Below are 24,077 nucleotides of genomic sequence, written 5' to 3'. Positions count from 1 at the left end.
CGGCAACCGTTAATAGCGGTTCTAGGGTTCAAATCCCTATCCCTCCACCACCATTGAAAAGCCCGCTGAGAAATCAGCGGGCTTTTTCATATCTGCTATTTAGAAAAACCAAAAAGAGCACTAATGTGCTCTCTCTATTATTTTCTTAACCAGCATATCTAAAGTTAACTAGTCAGGGAGATACTTTCCTTCGGCTACCTGCCAGAACGCTCTAATCAGTGGGTTCTCAAGTTGAGATCGTTTACAGCAAACACCTAATTCAAAGGGTTTGATTGGTTCTATTTTTAAACGATCGACTTTATCTCTCACAGGGCTGTTGTTGATTACAACGTCTGGAGCGATACCAACCCCACAGCCAAGAGCAACCATACTTACGATAGCTTCATGACCTGATACCTGAGCGTAAATGTTGGGCTTTATCTTCATCTTTTTGAACCACGCATTTGCACGTTCTCGTGCAGTACCTGCTTCGGGGATGATAAAAGGCACTTCATTCCAGTTTGGTTTCTCTGATTGCAGCTGCTGGCTAAAGCTACTAACACCGGATGGGATGATGACTGACAGTGGTATATCGCTAATAGTTTCGAACTCTAACCTTGAAGGCAAAATATCTGGTTTAGCTGAAATAGCAATATCAGCTTCATCATTCAGGATCTTGTCGATGGATTGCGCTGGATCACCGGTAGATAGCTTAAACTCAATATACGGATGAATAGCCCTGAATTCGGTAATGAGTTCAGGAAGGTGACTGTAGCTTGCTGTTACGGAACAGAAAATGCGGATCTCACCCTTGAGCTCCTGTTCTCCGCCTTTTAGGTGGAGATTATATTGCTGCCACTCGCCAACGATGCTCAATGCCACAGGCAACAGATGTTTCCCTGCTGGTGTGAGGTCAACACTTCGATTATCCCTGATAAGCAGTTCTTGCCCTGTTTCTTCCTCAAGCTTTTGTATTTGACGACTAAGGGCAGAAGGACTGACGTGCATAGCAGCAGCTGTTTTGCTGAAACTCTTGCTATCACATAAATGTATAAATAATTGTAGAGATTTTATGTTCATGTTTTGCGATCGTTTCCATGTTGCATTTATTGCAATAACTAATTGTGAATATATCACTTTCAGCAACGGAGTGTCTGTTTTAGTATGAAGTCATTCGATAGAGAGATATCGACCTTACGGACTTATTTTTAAAGGAGTGCCCTACAATGGCTAACTATTTCAATACATTAAACCTTCGTGAGCAACTAGACCAATTAGGTCGCTGCCGTTTCATGGATCGTGAAGAATTTACGACTGAAGCTGAATACCTTGAAGGTAAGAAGATCGTCATTGTTGGCTGTGGTGCTCAAGGTCTGAACCAAGGTCTAAACATGCGTGATTCTGGTCTAGACGTATCTTACGCTCTACGCCAAGCTGCAATTGATGAGAAGCGTCAATCATTCAAGAATGCTGACGAAAACGGCTTTGTAGTTGGTAGCTACGAAACGCTAATCCCTCAAGCAGACCTAGTTATTAACCTTACTCCCGACAAGCAACACACTAATGTTGTTGAGACAGTAATGCCTCTAATGAAAGAAGGTGCTGCTCTTGGTTACTCTCATGGTTTCAACGTTGTTGAAGAAGGCATGCAATTACGTGCTGACCTTACCGTTGTAATGGTTGCACCTAAGTGTCCAGGCTCTGAAGTACGTGAAGAGTACAAGCGTGGTTTCGGTGTTCCAACACTGATCGCTGTTCACCCAGAAAATGACCCTAAAGGTGAAGGCTGGGATATCGCTAAAGCTTGGGCTGCAGGTACTGGTGGTCACCGTGCAGGTTGCCTAGAGTCTTCATTCGTAGCTGAAGTTAAATCTGACCTTATGGGGGAGCAAACTATTCTATGTGGCATGCTACAAGCAGGTTCTATCGTATCTTACGAGAAGATGATTGCTGATGGCATCGAACCAGGCTACGCAGGTAAACTTCTACAATACGGTTGGGAAACGATTACTGAAGCACTTAAGTTTGGTGGCGTAACTCACATGATGGACCGTCTATCTAACCCTGCTAAAGTTAAAGCGTTTGAGCTTTCTGAAGAGCTAAAAGATCTAATGCGTCCGCTTTACAACAAGCACATGGATGACATCATCTCTGGTCACTTCTCTAGCACAATGATGGCTGACTGGGCGAACGATGACGTGAACCTACTAGGCTGGCGTGAAGAGACCGGCGAAACGGCATTCGAAAACTACCCAGCTTCTGACGTAGAAATCTCAGAGCAAGAGTACTTCGACAACGGTATCCTAATGGTTGCTATGGTTCGTGCTGGTGTTGAGCTAGCATTCGAAGCTATGACTGCATCTGGTATCATCGATGAGTCGGCTTACTACGAATCTCTACATGAGCTTCCACTAATCGCAAACACAGTTGCTCGTAAGCGTCTTTACGAAATGAACGTTGTAATCTCTGATACTGCTGAGTACGGTAACTACCTATTCGCTAACGTAGCAACACCGCTACTACGTGAGAAGTTCATGCCTTCAGTAGCAACAGACGTAATCGGCCGTGGTCTAGGTGAAACATCTAACCAAGTTGATAACGCTAAGCTAATTGAAGTAAACGAAACTATCCGTAACCACCCTGTCGAGTACATTGGTGAAGAGCTACGCAGCTACATGAGCGACATGAAGCGTATCGCTGTAGGCGGTTAATTAGTCGCTTAGATACTGATAAATTTGTAGAAAAAGCAAAGCAGTATCACTAGCTCCTTACTGGATGGAGTTATAAATAAGCAACACAACATCTAATGAAAAGGCTTGTTCGCCGTTGACCAAGCCTTTTTGCTTTTAGTAACAAAGTCTTAAAAATCAATAAAATGAACATTGTTTGTTCAGTCTTCGTCGACTTTCAGTTCTTGATTGATCTTCAGAAATACAAAAGGGTTGGTGCTTTAACACCAACCCTTTCAGTTTTCTTTCTTTACGCTTACTTGTCGGCAATCTTTGCTTCTAAGTCCGCTAGCTTTTGTTCCATTTCAGTCAGCTTTTGGCGAGTGCGCAGTAGTACTTGTGTTTGAACATCAAACTCTTCACGGCTTACAACGTCTAGCTTGTTCAGTTGGCCTTGGATAACCTGGCGAACTTTTTGATCTACATCTGAACCAAGCTCTTTTACTGGTTGAGGCATAGAATCGTGGATCTGCTTAGCAATCTGCTCTAGTTTTTTTGGATCAAACATATCAATTAAAACTCCTGAATATTTACCACTATTCTATTTAATCACACTTGCGATGTCGCCTATGGCGTACAAAAAAAGGCCACCGAAGTAGCCTTTTTATTGTTATTACGACTTAGTGATTACTTATTATCAGCTAATTCTCTGTGCGCTGCTTTTGCTTCATCGACGCGAGCTAGTTTTTCTAGGTCTTTGTCTTCAACAAATACAGGTAGAGGTTTGTGTTTTTCAGCCAAGTAGCTGTAAATCACAGGCAGTACAAATAGCGTGAAGAGAGTACCAATTGCTAAACCAGCAACGATTACGATACCAATACTGAAACGCTGAGCCGCACCCGCACCACTTGCGTACATCAGTGGGATTAGACCCGCGATCATCGCAGCCGTTGTCATCAGGATTGGGCGAAGACGAACCTTCGCTGCTTCCATTACCGCTTCAATACGAGTTTTTTGATTGTGCAGCTGCTCTTCTTTCGCTACCTCACAAATCAAGATACCGTGCTTGGTAATCAGGCCGACTAAGGTGATCAAACCAACTTGCGAGTAGATGTTCATCGTTGCCGCGCCCCAAGCCAGAGCTATTAGGGCACCACAGATCGCCAGTGGTACAGATACCATGATAACCAGTGGGTCTTTCAGTGATTCAAACTGAATCGCCAATACCAAGAAGATGATTGCCAGAGCTAAACCAAAGGTCGCGTAAAGTGCGCTACCTTCTGTTACGTATTGGCGTGCTTCACCCATGTAGTCATGGTTGTAGCCACTTGGAAGCTTATTCGCTGCCGTGTCTTCAAACCACGCAATTGCATCACCCATTGCAGCGCCTGGAGCCGGTACCGCACCAATCGTAGCCGAGTTCAATTGGTTGAAGTGAGGAAGAGAGCGAGGCTCTGCCACAACATCAATCGTAATCAAACTGCCTAGTGGTACAGCGTTGCCGTCTGCAGCACGTACGTAGTAGTTGTTCATTGACTCCGGGTTCAAACGGAATTTACGTTCAACTTGAGGAATTACCTCGTAAGAACGGCCATTTAAGTCGATACGGTTTACGTAGCCATCTGACATCATGGTGCCGAGCGTGATACCGATATCTTGCATGGTCACACCGTATGCGCCCGCTTTATCCTTGTCGATGTTGATCTTCATGGTTGCTGAGTCGTAGTTCAGGTCGAGATCTGAATATACGAACAACGGGTTTGAAGATACATCAGCCAGAATGTCTGTGGTAATTTGGAACAAGCTTTCAAAACTGTTTGGCGTTGTTATGACAAACTGAATTGGAAGGCCTGAACCAGCACCTGGTAGTTCTGGCATTTGGAATGCAGTTACCGCCATTCCTGGAACATCTTTCACCAAATTACCAACGCGGTTTGCTACGTCTGATTGGCTTGCTTCACGTTCGCTCCAAGGAACCATAGACGCGATACCAAATGCTTGGTTTGCATTTGGCACACCTGTAAATACCTGTGCGTAAGCAACTTCTGGCTGATCAGACAGAATCTGGTTTACGTCGTTCATGGTATTTTGCATGAAGTCTAAGTTTGCATTCGACGGTGCTGTACCCATCAACATGATTACACCTTTATCTTCTGAAGGTGCTAGCTCACTAGGGATGAATTTGAACAACAACGGTAAACTTGCAAATACGATGATAGCAAAACCAATAAATACTGGACGATGTTGCATTACCGCACCAAGCATACGCTCGTAACGGTTAGTCATGCCATCCAGCACGCTATGAACTTTCTGCTCAAACTTGCTTGGTTCAGCGTGAGCTTTCAGCATTTTTGAACACATCATTGGCGAGAGCGTTAGTGCCACAATACCTGATACGAAAACCGAACCAGCTAGGGTTAATGCAAACTCTTTAAATAGCGAGCCTGTAATACCACCCATCATCGCAATTGGAGCATATACCGCACCTAGCGTTAACGTCATTGCGATAACAGGCACCGCAATTTCTCGGGTACCGATAATCGCTGCACGGAAAGGGGACTCGCCGAGCTTGATATGCCTGTCGACGTTCTCAAGTACTACGATCGCATCATCTACCACTAGACCGATGGCAAGTACCATTGCCAATAGTGTCATTAGATTCCAAGAGAAACCCATTGCCTGCATTACCATTGCCACACCAATCAAAGACAGTGGGATAGTAATAATAGGGATCAGTACCGCTCGGAATGAACCTAAGAATAAGGTAATTACGATCAATACGATTAATGCCGCTTCAAGGATAGTCTTGATAACCTCCTGAATTGACTCGTTAATCGCAATAGTTGAATCGTACATGACGTTCATTGAGATGTTGCTTGGTAGGTTCTTCTCTAGTTGAGGAAGAAGTTCCAGTACATCAGCTGCGATGTTGATTGGGTTCGCACTTGGCGCCGCATTGATCGCGGCTACAACCGCCTCTTGGCCGTTAGCACTTGCTCGGTAAACATCGTGACTTTTCTCAAGAGAAACCTTCGCGATATCGGATAGGCGAATGATCTCACCTTCTCCGCTTTTCACGACTAGATTCTCTAGTTCTTCAGTGTTTGATACCTGAGTATCGGCACTGCCGTTGTAAAGCACGAACTCACCGGTCGCTTGACCCGTAGCTGATTGGTAGTTGTTAGCGTTCAGTACTGTCATTACATCAGATGCAGTCAGACCAATCGCCGCCATTTTTGATGGGTCTAGCCATACGCGCAGTGCGTATTTCATACCACCATATAGATCAACTTTAGATACACCATTAACCGTAAATAGCTGCGGGTTGATTACACGCTCTAGATAGTCGGTAATTTGGCTCGATACCAATTCGTCACTGGTAAAACCAATATAGAGTACAGCGGTTGTTGAACCGGTCGACATGGTTACGGTTGGATCTTCAGCCTCTTTAGGTAGCTGAGAACGTACCGAGTTTGTCTTGGCCAGTATGTCAGACAATGCCGCATTCGGGTCGGTGTTCAACTTCATGTTCACGGTAATCGTAGATTTACCTAGTACAGAAGAAGATGTCATATAATCGATATTATCCGCTTGAGCCACAGCCTGTTCGAGGGGCTGGGTGATAAAGCCTTGGATAAGATCGGCACTTGCACCATAGTAACCAGTTGAGACTGTCACCACGGTATTCGTCATTTCAGGGTATTCACGCACCTGCATTTTGAAGATTGCTTGTAAGCCAAGCAGAGCAATCAAAAAGCTGATGGATACCGCTAGAACTGGACGTTTAATAAAAACATCAGTAAAGCGCATTGTGCCTCCAGTTACAGCTTAGGTGTTTCAGATGGTGGAGTGATCGCATCACTTTCAACAACTTTAACTTTGGCGCCGTTACTTAGGCGTACTTGGCCAGAAGTTACAACTGTATCGCCAGCTTTTACACCATCAAGGATGTGTGCAATATCAGCCGTACGCTCACCTACTTTTACAACATGTTGAGCAACACGCTGAACTCCGTCTTCTTCAGTTAAGATGTAAACATTGTCACCATATAGAGTGAAAGTAATCGCTGTTTGAGGAAGAGTAACTTGGTTCTCTAGCTTAGGCAGAATGATGTTAGCACGAGCGAACATACCGCTACGAAGCTTGCCATCATTGTTTGGAATATCTGCTTGAACTTGGATAAGACCACTTTGGATGCTTACTGCTGGTTCGATGGCACTGATAGAACCTTCAAATGGCTTCTCTGGGTAGGCATCAACAAAGATGTCGATAGCTTGACCCACATGGATGCGAGAGATATCAGTTTGAGAAACCGTGAAGCGCAGGCGCATGACACTGGTATCTTCTAAACGAACGATATCCGTACCTGATTGCAGGTATTGACCTAGGTAAACGTTACGAATGCCCACTTTTCCATCGAAAGGAGCACGAATTTCACGACGTTCGATAGATGCTTTTAGGCTTTCAATATCAGCAGATAGAGAATAGAAGTTTGCTTCTGCTTCATCGTATGCTTCTTTAGAAATAGAACCTTTCTTAAAAAGACCTTGGTAGCGTTTGTATTTTGCTTTTGCCGCAGGCAGGCGAGCTTCAGAGCTCTTTAGATTTGCCTTTTCTACGCCGGAATCAAGACGAACAAGAAGTTGGTCATTTTTAACATCAGTACCAGAACCAAAAGAGATTTGGTCAATAACACCGCTGGTTTCGTTCGCTAGTGTTACACCTTGGTTAGGTTCGATGAAGCCGATAACTTCGATTACTGGAACCCAGTCGATAGGTTGAACTTCTGTTACCGTTACTGGAAACTCTGGCTCAGGTCGGTTAGCCATAAACTCAGCAATTTTTTGTTGTTTAAACATGTTAAACCCAATAACGCTGCCGAAAAGTAGTACAGCGATGAGTAACATGAAGAAAGTCCACTTTTTCATTCTAGTTAGAACTCCAAATTAGTGTGTAATAATCGCATCCCAACTTGCTTCAATCGCCGCTTCAATGGCTTTTTTATCAAGTTGGTAATATCCAAGAGATTGCTTACGGGCCAGCGTGACACTGACTTCTAAGCTAAGTGCTGCTAAAACAGGGTTTTCTAGAGGCTTAAACACCCCTTGCTCTCTACCTTCAGTAAAGAGTTGATCTATTTTGTGGAACATTTTTCGTTCAATCTCTTTGGTCTCATGGCTGCGAATACAAGGTAAAGAGTCGTATTGAGCTCTATTCTTTAAATTGCAGATGTTTGATCCCGAGAGCTCGAAAATGTTGAGCCACATTTTTCTAAATCGTTCTTTTAGACTCATCGAATCTTCAACGCCTTGCTGAATTAAACCAGCATTTCGTTGAGTGACAGCTAAGCGAACTTGTTGTAATAGTTCTTCTTTGTCTGAGAAGTAGCGATAAATAGTTCCAGCCGCAACTCCTGCTTCTTTAGCTAGTTTATGCATAGAAAGTCCGTGAAAGCCTGATTCAGCAATCAGTTTTTCGGCGGCATCTATAATTTGTTGTCTTTTATCTATCATAGAATAAAAACCAGACAGTGATAATATACTCACTAATGAATGAACGTTCATTCATTATAGCCTAAGACCCATACATAAGTGCAACATAGTTTTTCATATGTGATATAAAATTCTTGCATAAGAGAGCGTAGCATTCGAGGTGTTGCAGCATTATTATAGGCGCGCAATTGAATTCGCCCCGATAGACCAAATTGAGAACCAAATGAAACTGAACCCAAGACAAGATGAAGCCGTGAAATATGTTTCGGGCCCCTGTTTAGTATTAGCAGGCGCTGGATCTGGTAAAACACGTGTTATCACGAATAAGATTGCTTACTTGGTTCAAGAGTGTGGTTACAAGGCACGCAATATTGCAGCGGTAACTTTTACCAATAAAGCGGCACGCGAGATGAAAGAACGTGTGGGGCAAACTCTGGGTAAAGGTGAATCGAAAGGCCTGATCGTTTCGACTTTTCATACCATGGGCTTAACTATCATTCGTCGTGAATACAAAGCGCTGGGTCTGAAAGCGGGTTTCTCTCTATTTGATGACCAAGACCAGTTGGCGCTATTAAAAGAGCTAACAGAGAGACAGATCGATGGTGATAAGGACCTGCTGCGTGCTTTAATGAGCACTATTTCGAATTGGAAGAATGACATGCTGACGCCAGATCAGGCGAAAGCTCGAGCTCAAGGCGAACAAGAGCAGTTGTTTGCATTCTGTTTTGAGATGTACCAGAAACAGATGAAGGCATACAACGCGCTCGATTTTGATGATCTGATTGCGATGCCAGTATTACTTCTGAAAACCAATCAAGAAGTGCGCGAGCGCTGGCAGTCTCGTATTCGCTATTTACTTGTCGATGAGTATCAAGATACCAACACCAGCCAGTATGAATTGGTGCGTCTGCTTGTGGGAGAGCGTGGTCGTTTGACGGTCGTAGGTGACGATGACCAATCTATTTACTCTTGGCGTGGTGCAAAACCGCAAAACTTGGTGCTGTTAGGTGAGGATTACCCGAACTTACGCTTGATCAAACTAGAGCAGAACTACCGCTCAACGAGTCGAATTTTGCGTGCAGCGAATATCTTGATCGCTAATAACCCACACGTTTATGAAAAGTCACTGTTCTCTGAGATCCCGGACGGTGAAAAGCTCAAGGTATTGAATGCTAAGAATGAAGAGCATGAAGCAGAGCGTATTACAGGTGAGATCATCGCTCACAAGTTTTTGAATCGCACAGAATATAAAGATTACGCAGTGCTGTACCGTGGTAACCACCAATCTCGCTTGATTGAAAAAGCGTTGATGCAGAACCGTGTGCCTTACAAAATTTCTGGCGGTACCTCTTTCTTCGCTAGAGCTGAGATTAAAGACATCATGGCTTACCTCCGCGTGTTGGTGAACCCTGATGATGACAACGCGTTTCTACGTATTGTAAACACACCACGTCGTGAGATTGGCCCGGTGACGCTTGAGAAGTTAGGCAGCTACGCCAACATGCGTGGCAAGAGCTTGTTTGAAGCCAGCTTTGAGATGGGTTTAGAGCAAACTTTGACTGGTCGTGGTTTAGAAAACCTGCGCCGTTTCAGCGATTGGATTGTTCGTATTTCTGATAATGCTGAACGTGGCAATACCGTTGAGGCTGTACGCTCATTGGTTCGTGATATTAACTATGAAGATTGGTTGTACGAAACCTCGGCAAGCCCGAAAGCTGCAGAGATGAGAATGAAGAACGTTTCTGATCTTTATAGTTGGATCGTTGCTGACCTTGAGGGTGACAACTACGACAAAGAAGAGAAGACCCTACGAGAGGTGGTTCAACGTTTAACGCTACGTGACATGATGGAGCGTGGTGAAGATGATGACGATGCAGACCAAGTTCAATTAATGACATTGCACGCATCGAAAGGCCTAGAGTTTCCGTATGTGTTCCTGATGGGAGCCGAAGAGGGTATCTTGCCACACCAAACCAGTGTCGATGAAGGTAACGTAGAAGAAGAACGTCGTCTTATGTATGTAGGGATTACTCGAGCGCAGAAAGAGCTGACCTTCACTAAGTGTCGTGAACGTCGTCAGTATGGCGAATTGATAAAGCCAACACAAAGCCGATTCCTTGATGAACTGCCGCATGAAGATGTGGAGTGGGAAAGCGTGAAGAAGCCTCAATCAGCAGAAGAACGAATGGAGAAAGGGCAGGCACACATTGCCAACATTCGTGCGATGTTCAATAAGAAGTGATGTTTGGCTCTAAATCGAGACCAATAAAAAGGTGACCATGAGGTCACCTTTTTTGAATTTGGTATTTTTAATTACAGATCGGCAAATTACAGGCCGGCAATCATGTGCTCGATAGCATCTTTGATTTCGTCGTCGGAACAGTCCATACATGAACCTTTCGCTGGCATAGCATTGAAGCCGTTGATTGCGTGGTCAGCTAGGATGTCGCGACCTTGGGCAATACGAGGACCCCAGTCACCAGCATCTCCTGTTTTAGGTGCGCCACTTACGCCAGATGCGTGACAAGCGATACAAAAGGTACCGTAAACTGCTGCGCCATCACGAGGGCCTGTTGGTTCTGCGACTACTGGCTCGCTGCCGACTAGGTAAACTTGGCCAACTGGTTTGATGCGTTCAGCAATAGCATCTTGCTTTGCTTCGCTTAGGCCTGAAGCCATAGCGCCAGTTGAAAAGGTTAAAACTGCGATGACAACGCTTAAAATTCGACGAGACATATCCATTAAACTCACTTTACATTCCCAAGGTAAGTACATGCTTACCAATTTATAGTGTTGGAAGGGTGTTTTGGCTTTATCAGCAAAGAGCAACTGTTAAACCAATGTAAATAATGGGTGATTATATCCCGATAAGTTGTTGCAATAAACAACAACTTATAAGCTGCGGTGGGTTGTAGTACTCAAATAAGGGGTTTATCACATATTAACTGTCGAAAAAGAGACCAAACAGAAAAAAAAGTTAAAAAAGTACTAGACGGCATAAGGTGATATACGTATTATTCCACTCCGCCGACAGGGCGTGCGCCTGTAGCTCAGCTGGATAGAGCGTTGGCCTCCGGAGCCAAAGGCCGAAGGTTCGAATCCTTTCAGGCGCGCCATCCGGTCTCTTACTTAGGTAAGTGAGAATTGGCAAAAAGAAATAATGGTGGCTATAGCTCAGTTGGTAGAGCCCTGGATTGTGATTCCGGTGGTCGCGAGTTCGAATCTCGTTAGCCACCCCATTCTTTCTTTACAAAATATCGGTAGCTTCGGCTTCCAGTGTTGATTCATTATTCCCAAGAGTCGATACGAAATTAGTCGGTGAATAGCGCAGCTTGGTAGCGCATCTGGTTTGGGACCAGAGGGTCGGGGGTTCGAATCCCTCTTCACCGACCACTATTTCAATAATCGCTTTTTAAGCGGTTATATAAAAGATTAGTGGTGGCTATAGCTCAGTTGGTAGAGCCCTGGATTGTGATTCCGGTGGTCGCGAGTTCGAATCTCGTTAGCCACCCCATTAATTTTGGTAACTTCATTGAAGTTCCCTGTTTGAGAAATCAAACGAAACGTCTCGGTGAATAGCGCAGCTTGGTAGCGCATCTGGTTTGGGACCAGAGGGTCGGGGGTTCGAATCCCTCTTCACCGACCACCTTAAGAAGCCCTAGTCGAAAGACTAGGGCTTTTTTGCATCTGAAATTTAGATAACTTGAACAGAGTGGGGGTTCGCCTGATGTTCAAAGAATGTCTCTTCACTGACCGCCTTTAAGAAAGCTCATCAGAAATGATGAGCTTTTTTTTATCTGTAGATCACTAGATTGGAACCCAAGTGGGGTTCGCCTGATGTTCAAAGGATGTCTCTTCACTGGCCACCTTAAGAAGCCTCAACTAGCCGTCCGTGTCAGGAATGACGGGGCTTTTTTACATCTCTCATTTCAGTAATCCTCAATTTTTAATGCTGGGACCTCAACCGCTTCGACATCTTGCCTGATGTCACCTCCGTAAATCTCCTCCTTCCATACAATAAGATAGGCTTTTACCCTTTATCTCCATTATGGTGCTTATACGGAGCAGTTTGCTTTATCAAATGTGCAGATCGATATCTAATTTTATATAAAACTCACCACCAATCATTCGACAAATTAATAGGTTTGGTCTAAGGATTTTTATGAAAAGTGAAATTTGACGTTAAATATGTTCTCTAAGGCCTGTATTTGACAGATTTCTTCGAATCTTGTTGTTTAAAAAATCCTTTGATTTATTAAATCTTTCGTTTTTCTTGTTTGTATTTATCAAAAAAATCATATGGTTGAATATGTTGTTGGGTTGGTTTTATCTGGTTATTTTGTTTGCTTAAATTGGTAAAGTTAGCGTTTGTTTCTATAGTGTTAATTGTTTTTTGGAATAATTATTTGATCTTGGTGATTGGTGGGGATATGTGCTTTGAATGATATGTTTAACTCTACAAGTACGCAGTAGTAAGGGGTTTGTGAGTATTTATTATTGGAAATATAATGCTGGTTTTCATTACTATATGCTATTCGAGTGAATACTTATGTGGTATTTTTACTTGCTAAGCGTTTAATGTCGACTTTTTATCCTATTTTTGTTGCTTTTCTGTGAATTATTTGCCAAATTGTCAACCGTATAAAATATCAGAACAATATTCTGGTAAGAATGGATTCAATTTTGCAGACAGGGCAGAAAGCTGCCAAAGCAGTAGAGGTCTGGTAATGTCACTTTTAGAAGTAAAAAATCTTCGTATCGAATACCCATCTCGTCATGGAGTTCACGCCGCAGTGAAATCACTTTCGTTCAACATTGAACGTGGTGAGATTGTTGGCGTTGTAGGCGAGTCTGGTGCAGGCAAATCAACAGTAGGTAATGCTGTGATCGATTTGCTGAGCCCTCCTGGTCGCATTGCTAGCGGCGAGGTATTTCTGGACGGTGAAAAAGTTTCAGGCTTATCTCCTGAACAGATGCGTTCTGTTCGCGGCTCAAAGATTGGTTTTATCTTCCAAGATCCAATGACTTCTCTTAACCCTCTATTCACAGTAGAACAGCAGTTAAAAGAGACGATTCATGCCAACATGAAGGTTTCGGATCAAGAAGCCTACCAGCGCTCATTAGATTTGATGAACCAAGTTGGTATTCCGCAACCAGAAAACCGTTTAAAGCAGTACCCACACCAATTCTCTGGCGGTATGCGTCAGCGTGTTGTTATCGCGATCGCACTGGCAGGAGAACCTGACCTAATCATCGCTGATGAACCAACAACCGCACTGGATGTTTCTATTCAAGACCAGATCTTGGGTTTGATTCGCGACCTATGTATTAAGAAGAATGTAGGTTGTATGTTGGTCACACACGACATGGGTGTGGTATCTAATGTTACCGATCGCGTAGCCGTTATGTATCGTGGTGATTTGGTTGAGTTTGGTCCGACGGCGAAAGTCCTTGGTACTCCTGAACACCCTTACACGCACAGTCTTATCTCCGCGGTTCCGCGTTCAGATCGTAAACTTGATCGTTTTCCTCTTGTGAGCTACATCGAAGAAGCACATGAGATGGAACCACTTGATGTGAAAAACCACTGGTTAGGTCAAAGCCAAGACCACCGTGATTACACTGGTCCACTGTTGAATGTTGAAAACGTAAACTTGCGCTTTACTACCAAGGATTCTTTCTTTGAGAGTCGTCGTGAGTACGTTCAGGCGTCAAACAACGTGAGCTTTGAAGTACACGAAGGTGAAACTTTTGGTCTTGTTGGTGAATCTGGTTCGGGTAAATCAACGATTGCTCGTGTGATTGCTGGTTTGTACGCACCTAACTCAGGTAAGGTAACGTTTGAAGGCGTTGATCTTACGGGACTTAAATCTGAAAAAGAACGTCGCCCAATGCGTCGTCAAATGCAGATGGTTTTCCAAAACCCTTATACATCAATGAACCCTCGAATGAAGATATTCGACATCATTGCTGAGCCGATCCGATTCCATAAACTGACGCGTAACGAGAATGAAACTCGTCAGATCGTTAACGACCTGCTAGAGCACGTTGGTTTAGGCAAGATGGCTGGGGTTAAATACCCACACGAATTCTCAGGTGGCCAACGTCAGCGTATTTCTATCGCTCGCGCCTTGGCAACTCGTCCACGTCTTTTGATTTGTGATGAACCTACCTCGGCGCTGGATGTGTCGGTTCAGGCTCAGATCCTTAACCTATTAAAAGATTTACAAGACGAACTCAACCTAACCATGCTGTTCATCAGTCACGATTTACCGGTTATTCGCCAAATGTGTGATCGTGTTGGTGTGATGCAAATGGGAGAACTATTGGAAGTAGCGCCAACTGAGCAGCTATTCCAATCGCCTCAGCATGAATACAGCAAACACCTAATTTCTTTAATGCCTGAATTTACAGGTTTAAGAGAAGAAAAAGCAGTGGCACAAGCCGCGGTATAAAAATCAGCAGGCTGGAGTTTAGCTTGCTAAAAACAATAAACAGACGCAAATACAACAACTAGGGATCTGGATTCCCGCATGAAGGAGTTATGCAATGAAAACCATGAAAAGCAAATTAGCAGTAGCTTTAATGGCAGCTGGCCTAAGCTTTAGTGCAGCAGCAGCAGATATTACCGTTGGCTACGCAGCTGACCCGGTATCACTTGACCCGCACGAGCAGCTGTCTGGTGGCACACTGCAAATGTCTCACATGGTGTTTGACCCTCTAGTACGTTTCACTCAAGAGATGGATTTTGAAGGCCGCCTAGCATCTAGCTGGGAGCGTGTTGATGAAACGACTTTCCGCTTTAACTTACGTAAAGGCGTGAAATTCCACTCTGGTAACGAACTGACTGCTGATGATGTTGTGTGGACTTTTGAACGTCTACAAGCTTCTCCAGACTTTAAGTCTATCTTCACGCCATACGAAAAAATGGTAAAAGTGGATGACTACACAGTTGAGCTAGTATCAAAAGCGGCTTACCCACTAGTACTACAAACAGCAACCTACATCTTCCCAATGGACAGCAAGTTTTACTCTGGTCAAACAGCGGAAGGTAATGACAAATCTGAGCTAGTTAAGCACGGTAACTCGTTTGCTTCGACTAACGTTTCTGGTACTGGTCCATTTATCGTAACGCAGCGTGAGCAAGGCGTTAAAGTAACGTTCGAGCGTTTCAACGATTACTGGGACACAGAAACTGAAGGTAACGTAGACAAGCTAACACTTGTGCCAATCAAAGAAGATGCAACGCGTGTAGCAGCACTTCTTTCTGGCGACGTTGATATGATTCACCCTGTTGCGCCAAACGATCACAAGCGTGTTAAAAAAGCTAAGAACATCGATCTAGTAACGCTACCTGGTACTCGTATCATTACGTTCCAAATGAACCAAAACAGCAACGAAGCACTGAAAGATGTGCGCGTTCGTCAAGCAATCGTTCATGCGATTAACAATGAAGGTATTGTTAAGAAAATCATGAAAGGTTTCGCGACAGCTGCTGGTCAGCAGAGCCCAACAGGCTACGCGGGTCACAACGAAGATCTCGTTCCTCGTTACGATCTGAAAAAAGCGAAAGAGCTGATGAAAGAAGCGGGCTACGAAGATGGCTTTACACTAACGATGGCAGCGCCTAACAACCGTTACGTGAACGATGCGAAAGTAGCGCAAGCGTCTGCGGCAATGCTGTCTAAGATTGGTATCAAAGTTGATCTTAAGACAATGCCTAAAGCACAGTACTGGCCAGAATTTGACCTATGTTCAGCAGACATGATGATGATCGGCTGGCACTCAGATACTGAAGATTCAGCTAACTTCAACGAGTTCTTAACAATGACTCGCAACGAAGAGACTGGCCGTGGTCAATACAACTGTTCTGGCTACTCAAACCCAGAAATGGATGCGATTGTAGAAGCTTCTAACACTGAAACTGACCCAGTTAAGCGTTCTAAGATGCTGAAAGGCGTTGAAGCAACACTTTACAACGATGCAGTCTTCGTTCCTCTACACTGGCAGAGTGAAGCGTGGGGCGCGAAATCTAACGTAGGTGCAGCAGACGTAGTAAACCCAATGGTTATGCCTTACTTCGGCGACCTAGTTGTAAAATAATCTAGCTTGCTAGAATCGAGAGCCTGAAGCTTTCAGGCTCTCAATATTATTAAGATATAGATTTAAGTTTCGGTATTTGGTCTTCCTTCAGTCTGGCTAAATACCTTTTTTAAGACTGAATTTTTTTGTTGTCTAGTCGCGGATTTCGATTAGATAGTCATGGATAGATAAGGGGCAAGGAATGGTTACGTTTCTGGTCAAGCGCCTGTTTCAGGCACTGATAGTGATGTTTGTGATCAGTTTGGTGGCGTTTGCCATTCAGGATAACCTGGGCGACCCGTTACGTGAGTTAGTCGGTCAATCTGTTTCAGAGGCGGAGCGTCAAGCGCTACGCGATGAACTCGGCTTAAATGATCCCTTCGTTACAAAATACTCTCGCTTTGTAGGCGCAGCTCTACAGGGTGATCTTGGTACTTCATACTTCTTTAAGCGACCTGCAGTTGATGTGATTCTAGATAAACTAGTGGCGACTCTGGAGCTGGTATTTGGTGCTTCTTTAATTATTGTTTGTATGTCGATCCCACTCGGCGTTTACTCTGCTATTCACCCAAAAAGCTTTTTTACCAAATTGATTATGGCAGGCAGTAGTGTCGGTATCTCGGTTCCTGTTTTCTTAACTGCAATCATGCTGATGTATGTGTTCTCTATTGAGCTCGGTTGGCTGCCGTCATTTGGACGTGGTGATACGGCCAACTGGTTTGGTTGGGAGTCTGGCTTCTTAACGCTAGATGGCCTTGCACACTTAGTTCTGCCGAGTATTGCTCTGGCATCTATCATGCTGCCGCTGTTTATTCGTCTAGTTCGTTCTGAAATGCTAGAAGTTCTAAGTTCTGAATACATTAAGTTTGGTAAAGCGAAAGGCCTAGCGCTAAACAAAATCTATTACCAACATGCATTGAAAAACACCATGCTACCGGTACTTACCGTTGGTGGTGTTCAGATTGGTACTATGGTGGCATACACCATTCTTACTGAGACGGTTTTCCAGTGGCCAGGTACAGGTTTCTTATTCTTAGAAGCGATTAACCGAGTGGATACTCCGCTGATTACCGCATACGTTATTTTTGTTGGTCTTATTTTCGTCGTGACTAACACGATTGTTGATTTGCTTTACGGTGTTATCAACCCAACCGTTAACATCACAGGGAAAGGAGCATAATCATGGAACAGACATCGACAGTGCCGTCTCGCTGGGAACGTTTTAAGCAATCTGACATTGTGTATTACTTCTTACGCGACAAAGTGGCAATGGTGAGCTTCGCCATTTTCTCAATCTTCTTGGTGATGGCTCTAGCTGCACCTATCCTAGCGCCAACAGACCCGTACGACGTGACATCGATTGATATCATGGACTCAGAGCTGCCACCATCATGGATGGAAGACGGCGAAGAACGTTTCTTGTTAGGAACGGATGAGCAAGGCCGTGATATTTTATCGACTATGCTTTACGGTTCTCGTCTATCACTGACCATTGGTTTCTTAGCGGTAGGTCTACAACTGACGCTTGGTATTATCATTGGCTTGTCTGCAGGTTACTTCGGTGGCCGTATTGATAGCTTCTTGATGCGCTTCGCAGATGTTCAGCTTTCGTTCTCAACCATGATGGTTGCGATCATTGTCTCGGCCATCTTTAAGGCAAGTTTCGGTAGTGATTTTTATGCACAATACGCTGTGGTGATGCTGGTGGTGATCATTGGTATCGCAGAATGGCCGCAGTATGCGCGTACTATTCGTGCATCAGTATTAGCAGAGAAGAAGAAAGAGTACGTAGAAGCGGCACGTGTGATGGGCTTTAGAGCACCTCGTATCATGTTCCGTCATATTCTGCCTAACTGTTTATCACCGATTTTGGTTATCTCTACAGTACAGGTGGCAAATGCCATCATGTCAGAAGCGGCACTTTCTTTCCTAGGTTTAGGCCTTCCAGTCGACCAACCCTCACTGGGTGCTCTGATTAGTACTGGTTTTAACTACATCTTCTCAGGAGCATGGTGGATCACTGCATTCCCAGGTGTGCTTTTGGTGACATTGGTTCTAGTTATCAACCTACTAGGCGACTGGTTACGTGACGTGTTTAACCCGAAAATCTATAAAGGGTGATAGTTCAGTTTGATTTTTAGTAAAAAAAATCACTAAACTAAGAGTCGTAAGCAATTACGGCTCTTTTTTTGCTTAATGAATTTGGAACTTAGTACCATTGATAGAGTCAATAGTACTTAAAATGGAATTCATGTTTTATCGACATTTGTTCGGTAATAATTAACCCCTAGAGGGTTTAAGTGGTGGTTATGAAGTTGACAATGAATGTTGTATGTCGTGCTGTGGTTAGAAATTATCGTATGGGGCTTATTGCTGCATCCCTGTTGGTATCAAGCCAAGTTAATGCCGAATCGGTTCTATGCGATGCGACTCAGGCAAGCACCAATCAGTTACCACAGCTAGAACAATCATGTCCGATTGGTAAAGGCGTTTGGGGCAATAAAGCGCCTAAACATCATTCAGATAATGAGCTGTTTTGGGTTCAATGTGGTTTGTTGAATAAGCCTTTGTCACTGAGCAAAGCAAAGCCATTGTATGAGAAGATTTCAACTAACGTATGGATGAAGCCCGAAGGTGGAGATTATCGCTGCCTAATTGGTCCTTATTCTACCTTCTCTGATGCGAGAAAAGACTTAGCTCAGGTACGTAAGATTTCTGGGTATGGCGAAGCCTTTATTCGTATGGTTGATAAATCGAAGACCTCTTCTTCACAACCGGTCGTGACCAAAGCAATGAAGTCAAAAACGGCAGAGCCAAAAACGGTTAAGCATCAAGCCCCAGTTAAGGCTAAAGTAGCAGCGAAACCAGCGCCGAAGCCGATAGCTGCTGCTCAAAAAACTGCAGTCGCGAGTGCTGCTGCCATTCAAGCTTTCCCTAGTCATGGTGCAAATTCAGACAATGATCTGAACATTGAAATACGCATGACAGCGAGTGTTGCGGGTAGTAAATATGCGATTCCTTATCTTTTAGGTGATGAACAACAGTTTTATATGGAGCAAGGTAAACCTTGGAGCCGACTCGATTACGACAGTGCCGAATTAGTATGTGATAAGATTAATATGACGCTGTTGACTGAAAAGCAGTGGCAAAGTCTCTTAGGGTCGAAGGTCATGGAAAATCAGAACTGGCCAATGCATCTACCTTATTGGGGAGCGGATAAAAAAGGCCTGTTTACTAACGGTAACGTAAACCAGCTTAAAGGCTCCTCACTACTTAATGTGATGTGTGTGAAATAACGAAGACGTGCGTAATACCAAATAAGCCTCAGCCATTGCTGGGGCTTTGTTGTTTATACGCCTTTCTTTTCAATATCAGGTCTATTTCCGGATACTCGGATTTTCAATACAAATTTGATTAAAAATAGCTAAAAATTGTTCAAATAGAGCAGTTGGTGCGTAGAAAACCATAACTCAAGCAATAAGGTGATTGAGATTATGAGTTTGAAGAAACGATTAGAAGACGTAGCCCCGCGTTTTGAAGCCGGATGTAAATACGAAAAGCTTTACCCTGTCTATGAGGCGTTTGCCACCATCTTTTATACGCCCGGCAACGTAAACCGAGGCTTGACCCATGTTCGAGATAGTATCGATCTCAAGCGAATTATGATTCTGGTGTGGCTGGCGACTTTCCCTGCCATGTTCTGGGGCATGTATAACGTCGGGCACCAGAGTGTCTCGGCACTTACATCCAGTTATCAACTTAACGAACTTACCTCGGTTATTGAGAGTAGTTGGCGCTTGTCATGGGCATTTGCTGATGCACAGTCATTGATAGTAAGTAGCTGGGGAAGTCAAATGCTGCTCGGGGCTCTCTACTTCTTACCCGTTTACGCGACAGTTTTCGTCGTCGGTGGTTTCTGGGAGGTGCTGTTTGCCGTTGTACGTAAGCATGAGGTCAACGAAGGATTTTTTGTTAGCTCGGTTCTCTTTGCCTTAATTCTTCCACCGACTATCCCGTTATGGCAAGCAGCGCTAGGTATCACCTTTGGTATCGTTGTCGCGAAAGAGCTGTTTGGTGGCACAGGGCGAAATTTCCTTAATCCAGCGCTTGCTGGTCGAGCCTTTCTCTACTTTGCCTATCCTGCCAACATGTCGGGAGGTTTAGTATGGGTGGCAGCCGATGGTTATTCTGGTGCAACACCTTTAAGCCAATGGTATGAAGGTGGTGGCGCGTCACTCATCAATAACATGACTGGCGAGGCGATCACTTGGATGGACGCCTTTATCGGTAATATTCCGGGTTCGATGGGCGAGGTTTCTTCATTGCTTATCATGTTGACGGGGCTGATTCTGATTGTCATGAAGATCGCCTCTTGGCGCATTGTTGCCGGTGTGATTATCGGTCTCGTCGTGACTTCGAGTTTGATGAACTGGATTGGCTCTGATACCAACTCGATGTTCTCGATGCCGTTCTACTGGCACTTTGTATTGGGCGGTGTTGCCTTTGGCACTTTCTTTATGGCAACCGACCCAGTTTCTGCCGCGTTTACTAATCAGAGTAAGTGGGCTTACGGGATTCTGATCGGTGTGATGACGGTCGGTATTCGAGTGCTCAACCCTGCTTATCCAGAGGGCATCATGTTGGCGATCTTGTTTGCTAACCTTTTTGCTCCGCTGTTCGACTTTGTAGTGAAAGAGCAAAACATCAAACGCAGGCAGAAACGAACATTGCGCTGATTTCAGTGCAGATAGGGAAAGCGATTCCCATAAGAAAGGCTTGCATCGCTGCAAGCCTTTCAATTTTTATTGCGATTGATTTGAAGTTGATTTAACTCCACTTCAAATCAATTTCGAATGGTTGGGTGTTACCACAATGCTCACCGCACATCTCATCGTATGCACTGTTGTGTATCAGCATTGCTGACGATACGCCTTGATCACTGAAGTGGTCGCGGGCTTGGTTAACACTCAAAAACTTCATTGGGTGCTGGTGGTCGTCTTTGATTAATTGCTTTTGCTCGCCAATGATTTGGTAAGCCAAGTAGATCCCGCCTTCAAATGATTCAATGAGTAGATTCATAACAAACTCCATGTTGTTCTCGATAGTTCTTTGTTTCTGTATCTACGTTGATGGTTGTTTGAAGGTTCATGTGTGTTAAAAATGAAAAAACCAGAAGCTCAGCTTCTGGTTTATTAATAAGTAATCAAATTAACTCAAAGGTTAGTTGATTTTTTGCATGATGCTCACACGGCCTGTTGTTGATCCGTCTGGAGTCATTTTACGGCGAGTTAGCAACCCTTCATCCCAGTTAGTACCAGCAGGTTGGTATTCCCATTTAATGATGTATTCTTGGTTATTACCATTTGCATCAACAGGACATTTATCTCCTGAACCAGGAATATAATCATTGTCAGTATCATCACAGAAGCGCACAACTGAGTTTAAATCTGTCAGGGTTGCTTTTGATTCACGTCCCGAAATGTTAAACCACCAATAGTCAATTGCAGCAAGCTCTTCATAGGTATACTTCTTGCCTGAGTCTTCAAGATCTGCCGGTGAGTTTGCATTGCACTCTTTCCCTGATACGGTAGCGCCCTCAGAATCAAATACCATTCTCATGACAGCATTTTGTCCATCAGCGCAAATCTGAGTGGTATCCCAAGAGCCAGTAAAGTCTACGTACCTTTCGTCGCTAGGTGTTTCTACGTGATAGTAGAAATTCAAACTTTCTTCGATACGCTTTGCTTTACTTGATTCGCTTGATGGGTCGCTTAACTCTGTTTTTGAACGAATCTGTGTGTATATTTTTGTAATTGGGTCATAGCTACCTGAAAGAGTTTCATATTGGTATGAAGGGGTTGCATCGCCTTCATCTCGATCATCTTCCAGTTTGTTTGGCGTGTAGTGGTTGAGGACTTGTTGATTCCCTTCAATGAAAGGTGCCCAACCGTAACTCTCTGGTTTAGGTGTTGTATTTTCTTTGCTTTTATCAAGTAGAAGGTAAGAAAACGGAGCGTTTAGGGTGAAGTCTGGGTGAGCTGTTTGATTGCAGCCTGCAGAACTCCCTGCCAATACACAGCTGATGTACTTTTCAGCGTCTGCGTATGACAATAAAGAGTCGCTGTCATTTACAGCAATAAGACCATTGGCTGAATCTTGATAAGTGAAGTAAGGCGTGCCACGTGTATGTTCAAACACAGCTTTAGGGAGCATTTTGTCAGCGTGAACTAACATTGTTTTGTCGTTAGGGCGGTTGTTTGGATCGTTAATATCATACTGTCTCACCATGATTGAGCGAATAAATTGCCCATTTTTCGCTACAAATGGATTGGCATCAGCGCTGCCGCGAACAGTCCCTGATTTTTCTCCGAATGCTTTCTCCATATGAGCCAATGCTTCAGATTCATTAGTAATTGAAGTGACTCCCATCGCTGTTAGGAAGTCTGTAACAGAATCACGGTCATCTAGACTTAGGTTTTTCATCTTCGCTAACGTCGCAGCATCAGGTTCGCGCAACGCATCTGGAATTGTCAGTACTTCATCAGAAGCGCTACCAAATTGGTTATCTAAAGACTGAAGTAGAATTGCTAAATTTAGAGCTCGGTCGTATTTGCCCGCCGCTTCAAATGGTGTCAGTACATCACGGTTTGATGCTGCCCCTACTTTCAAGCCATTTTCACCACCAATGAAGAAGGTCACCGTATCGTCAGACTTAGCGGTAAATTCGCCTTCGCTGTTTGTGATGCCCTTTGAACCAGAGCTAGTGCTGTAGTAGATACCTTCAACAGCGGCATCGATAAATTTGTTGGTTGTTGTTGATGGTTCTGTCGGTGTTGTGACACCTGAATTAGAACTGTCGCTACCACAACCTGTTAAAGCCACTGCAATCGCTGCTGCGAGAATACTCACTTTTTTCATTACTCGTACATCCTTCATGTATTAGAGCTAATTGTTTTTTTTATGCGTGTAATTTTATAGCGCGCGATTGTAGTTTGATCTTGATTCCAAGTTAAGTATGTAAAATGCTGTTCGGTTAATAAACATCCCAACCATACGGTAAAAAACAAAAAAAGCCGACATAGGTCGGCTTTTGTATAATATTTCTTTGACTTACAGTGGTTTATCGCATGGTAGTATACTACCAACACAGGTCGATTCTGAAATAAATCTGGAAAGGTTAGTGTGATAAGGCTTACGAGCCTTTTCCAGAAAAACAGCATTCTTTAGCTGTTTTTCCTAAATCTTGAACTTTGATGCTATCAGTTTCCAGAAAATTAGTCACTTCTTGAAAGCTTGATTTTAAGAAGTGGAGAGGCAGGTGCCTTGTAGCGGCAAGCTCATTTTTGCCCCGAAGTGTTTTAAGAAGCATGGTTTGCTTAATAAGCATTGGTAATGATTTTAGGCCCTAACTAGAGTTTGCTAGACTTAGGCAAAGAGCACATCATGGTGGACGAATGAACTACTTTGCAGAGGACCCCTTCTAGGTAATGTAAACCTGGAGGGTAAATGAAAAAACTTAAGCAACAGTACCGAAGCCATATCAAGGCGCATGGCACTTATCTATGGGATGTGTACCCGAACGTGCGTAGCGGAACACATAAGCATTTTTCAACTAAGCAAGAGAAGAGCTACTTTTTCCTACACAAAGTTGAGTGTCTTGGATACCCAATCAAACTGCGAGCAGCTAGAGGGAAAGCACTAGCTAACCCGTGGGATGATTATCCTGCATACGTATACGACGTTGCGAAGTGCTGGAAGCATAATTCAAGAAGACGCCACCAGTACTACAAATAAACATCATTAAGCCTCGCTATTGCGGGGCTTCTTTATTACCCGTCAGCTTATTCAATTTGAA

The 24,077-nt window shown here is 43.9% G+C and carries 18 protein-coding genes and 5 tRNA genes; 14 read left to right on the top strand and 9 right to left on the bottom strand.

What is annotated here, in order from left to right:
• Positions 1-168: 168 nt before the first annotated feature.
• Entirely contained in the window at positions 169-1,059 is an 891-nt protein-coding gene (gene ilvY / locus AB6C75_RS02625; protein ID WP_065679624.1) for an HTH-type transcriptional activator IlvY, read from the bottom strand.
• Between the two features lie 146 nt (positions 1,060-1,205).
• On the opposite strand from ilvY, the gene ilvC reads away from it, so the two are divergent.
• Positions 1,206-2,690, top strand: a complete 1,485-nt coding sequence (gene ilvC / locus AB6C75_RS02620; protein ID WP_135383094.1) for a ketol-acid reductoisomerase — start codon at positions 1,206-1,208, stop codon at positions 2,688-2,690.
• A 274-nt stretch (positions 2,691-2,964) separates the two neighbouring features.
• Here ilvC and ubiK read toward each other — a convergent pair whose 3' ends face one another.
• From ubiK to AB6C75_RS02600, 4 genes are all read right to left on the bottom strand, one after another.
• Positions 2,965-3,216, bottom strand: coding sequence for a ubiquinone biosynthesis accessory factor UbiK (gene ubiK, locus AB6C75_RS02615; RefSeq protein WP_009848085.1), 252 nt, complete (start codon positions 3,214-3,216; stop codon positions 2,965-2,967).
• A gap of 119 nt (positions 3,217-3,335) precedes the next feature.
• Positions 3,336-6,458 (bottom strand): multidrug efflux RND transporter permease subunit, encoded by a 3,123-nt coding sequence (locus AB6C75_RS02610; protein ID WP_009848084.1) that lies wholly within the window; start codon positions 6,456-6,458, stop codon positions 3,336-3,338.
• Positions 6,459-6,469: 11 nt separating this feature from the next.
• The gene (locus AB6C75_RS02605; RefSeq protein ID WP_372106750.1) at positions 6,470-7,576 is read right to left on the bottom strand and encodes an efflux RND transporter periplasmic adaptor subunit; all 1,107 of its coding nucleotides are present in this window, start codon (positions 7,574-7,576) and stop codon (positions 6,470-6,472) included.
• Positions 7,577-7,594: 18 nt separating this feature from the next.
• Positions 7,595-8,212: a TetR/AcrR family transcriptional regulator gene (locus AB6C75_RS02600; protein WP_009848082.1), complete on the bottom strand. Its 618-nt coding sequence runs from the start codon at positions 8,210-8,212 to the stop codon at positions 7,595-7,597.
• A gap of 151 nt (positions 8,213-8,363) precedes the next feature.
• Between AB6C75_RS02600 and rep the strand changes: the two genes are divergently transcribed.
• Complete coding sequence (gene rep, locus AB6C75_RS02595) at positions 8,364-10,382, top strand: DNA helicase Rep (RefSeq protein WP_012602966.1); 2,019 nt, start codon at positions 8,364-8,366, stop codon at positions 10,380-10,382.
• Positions 10,383-10,468: 86 nt separating this feature from the next.
• Here rep and AB6C75_RS02590 read toward each other — a convergent pair whose 3' ends face one another.
• Complete coding sequence (locus AB6C75_RS02590; RefSeq protein ID WP_372106747.1) at positions 10,469-10,882, bottom strand: cytochrome c5 family protein; 414 nt, start codon at positions 10,880-10,882, stop codon at positions 10,469-10,471.
• A gap of 297 nt (positions 10,883-11,179) precedes the next feature.
• On the opposite strand from AB6C75_RS02590, the gene AB6C75_RS02585 reads away from it, so the two are divergent.
• The 11 genes from AB6C75_RS02585 to AB6C75_RS02535 all read left to right on the top strand — a co-directional run bounded on the left by AB6C75_RS02585 (position 11,180) and on the right by AB6C75_RS02535 (position 20,958).
• Positions 11,180-11,256 (top strand) — tRNA-Arg (locus AB6C75_RS02585).
• Positions 11,257-11,303: 47 nt separating this feature from the next.
• Positions 11,304-11,379: transfer RNA gene (locus AB6C75_RS02580), tRNA-His, on the top strand.
• Positions 11,380-11,456: 77 nt separating this feature from the next.
• A tRNA-Pro gene (locus AB6C75_RS02575) sits at positions 11,457-11,533 on the top strand.
• A gap of 45 nt (positions 11,534-11,578) precedes the next feature.
• A tRNA-His gene (locus AB6C75_RS02570) sits at positions 11,579-11,654 on the top strand.
• A 55-nt stretch (positions 11,655-11,709) separates the two neighbouring features.
• Positions 11,710-11,786, top strand: a tRNA-Pro gene (locus tag AB6C75_RS02565).
• 1,081 nt (positions 11,787-12,867) lie between these two features.
• Complete coding sequence (locus AB6C75_RS02560; RefSeq protein WP_009848076.1) at positions 12,868-14,595, top strand: ABC transporter ATP-binding protein; 1,728 nt, start codon at positions 12,868-12,870, stop codon at positions 14,593-14,595.
• Positions 14,596-14,689: 94 nt separating this feature from the next.
• Positions 14,690-16,243 carry an ABC transporter substrate-binding protein gene (locus AB6C75_RS02555; RefSeq protein ID WP_009848075.1) on the top strand — a complete coding sequence of 518 codons (1,554 nt, stop codon included), beginning with the start codon at positions 14,690-14,692 and terminating at the stop codon, positions 16,241-16,243.
• 181 nt (positions 16,244-16,424) lie between these two features.
• On the top strand, positions 16,425-17,402 hold the full coding sequence (locus AB6C75_RS02550) for an ABC transporter permease (RefSeq protein ID WP_009848074.1): 978 nt from the start codon (positions 16,425-16,427) through the stop codon (positions 17,400-17,402).
• A 2-nt stretch (positions 17,403-17,404) separates the two neighbouring features.
• The gene (locus AB6C75_RS02545) at positions 17,405-18,343 is read left to right on the top strand and encodes an ABC transporter permease (protein ID WP_004735541.1); all 939 of its coding nucleotides are present in this window, start codon (positions 17,405-17,407) and stop codon (positions 18,341-18,343) included.
• A 188-nt stretch (positions 18,344-18,531) separates the two neighbouring features.
• Positions 18,532-19,518, top strand: a complete 987-nt coding sequence (locus AB6C75_RS02540) for an SPOR domain-containing protein (protein WP_372106744.1) — start codon at positions 18,532-18,534, stop codon at positions 19,516-19,518.
• Positions 19,519-19,716: 198 nt separating this feature from the next.
• Positions 19,717-20,958: an NADH:ubiquinone reductase (Na(+)-transporting) subunit B gene (locus tag AB6C75_RS02535; protein WP_372106742.1), complete on the top strand. Its 1,242-nt coding sequence runs from the start codon at positions 19,717-19,719 to the stop codon at positions 20,956-20,958.
• Between the two features lie 91 nt (positions 20,959-21,049).
• On the opposite strand, the gene AB6C75_RS02530 is transcribed toward AB6C75_RS02535, so the two are convergent.
• The 3 genes from AB6C75_RS02530 to AB6C75_RS02520 all read right to left on the bottom strand — a co-directional run bounded on the left by AB6C75_RS02530 (position 21,050) and on the right by AB6C75_RS02520 (position 23,609).
• On the bottom strand, positions 21,050-21,301 hold the full coding sequence (locus AB6C75_RS02530) for a DUF6482 family protein (RefSeq protein ID WP_017103429.1): 252 nt from the start codon (positions 21,299-21,301) through the stop codon (positions 21,050-21,052).
• A gap of 141 nt (positions 21,302-21,442) precedes the next feature.
• Positions 21,443-23,140, bottom strand: coding sequence for a hypothetical protein (locus AB6C75_RS02525; RefSeq protein WP_372106740.1), 1,698 nt, complete (start codon positions 23,138-23,140; stop codon positions 21,443-21,445).
• Between the two features lie 274 nt (positions 23,141-23,414).
• Entirely contained in the window at positions 23,415-23,609 is a 195-nt protein-coding gene (locus AB6C75_RS02520) for a hypothetical protein (protein WP_372106739.1), read from the bottom strand.
• A gap of 119 nt (positions 23,610-23,728) precedes the next feature.
• Between AB6C75_RS02520 and AB6C75_RS02515 the strand changes: the two genes are divergently transcribed.
• Positions 23,729-24,016 (top strand): hypothetical protein, encoded by a 288-nt coding sequence (locus AB6C75_RS02515; protein ID WP_274702427.1) that lies wholly within the window; start codon positions 23,729-23,731, stop codon positions 24,014-24,016.
• Positions 24,017-24,077: the final 61 nt, after the last annotated feature.

It is taken from the genome of Vibrio sp. 10N.237.312.B06 (assembly GCF_041464685.1).
Taxonomy (GTDB): Bacteria; Pseudomonadota; Gammaproteobacteria; order Enterobacterales; family Vibrionaceae; genus Vibrio; species Vibrio tasmaniensis_A.
The sequence above is the reverse complement of the archived record's forward strand: the minus strand, read 5'-3'. Positions and strand labels throughout refer to the sequence as shown.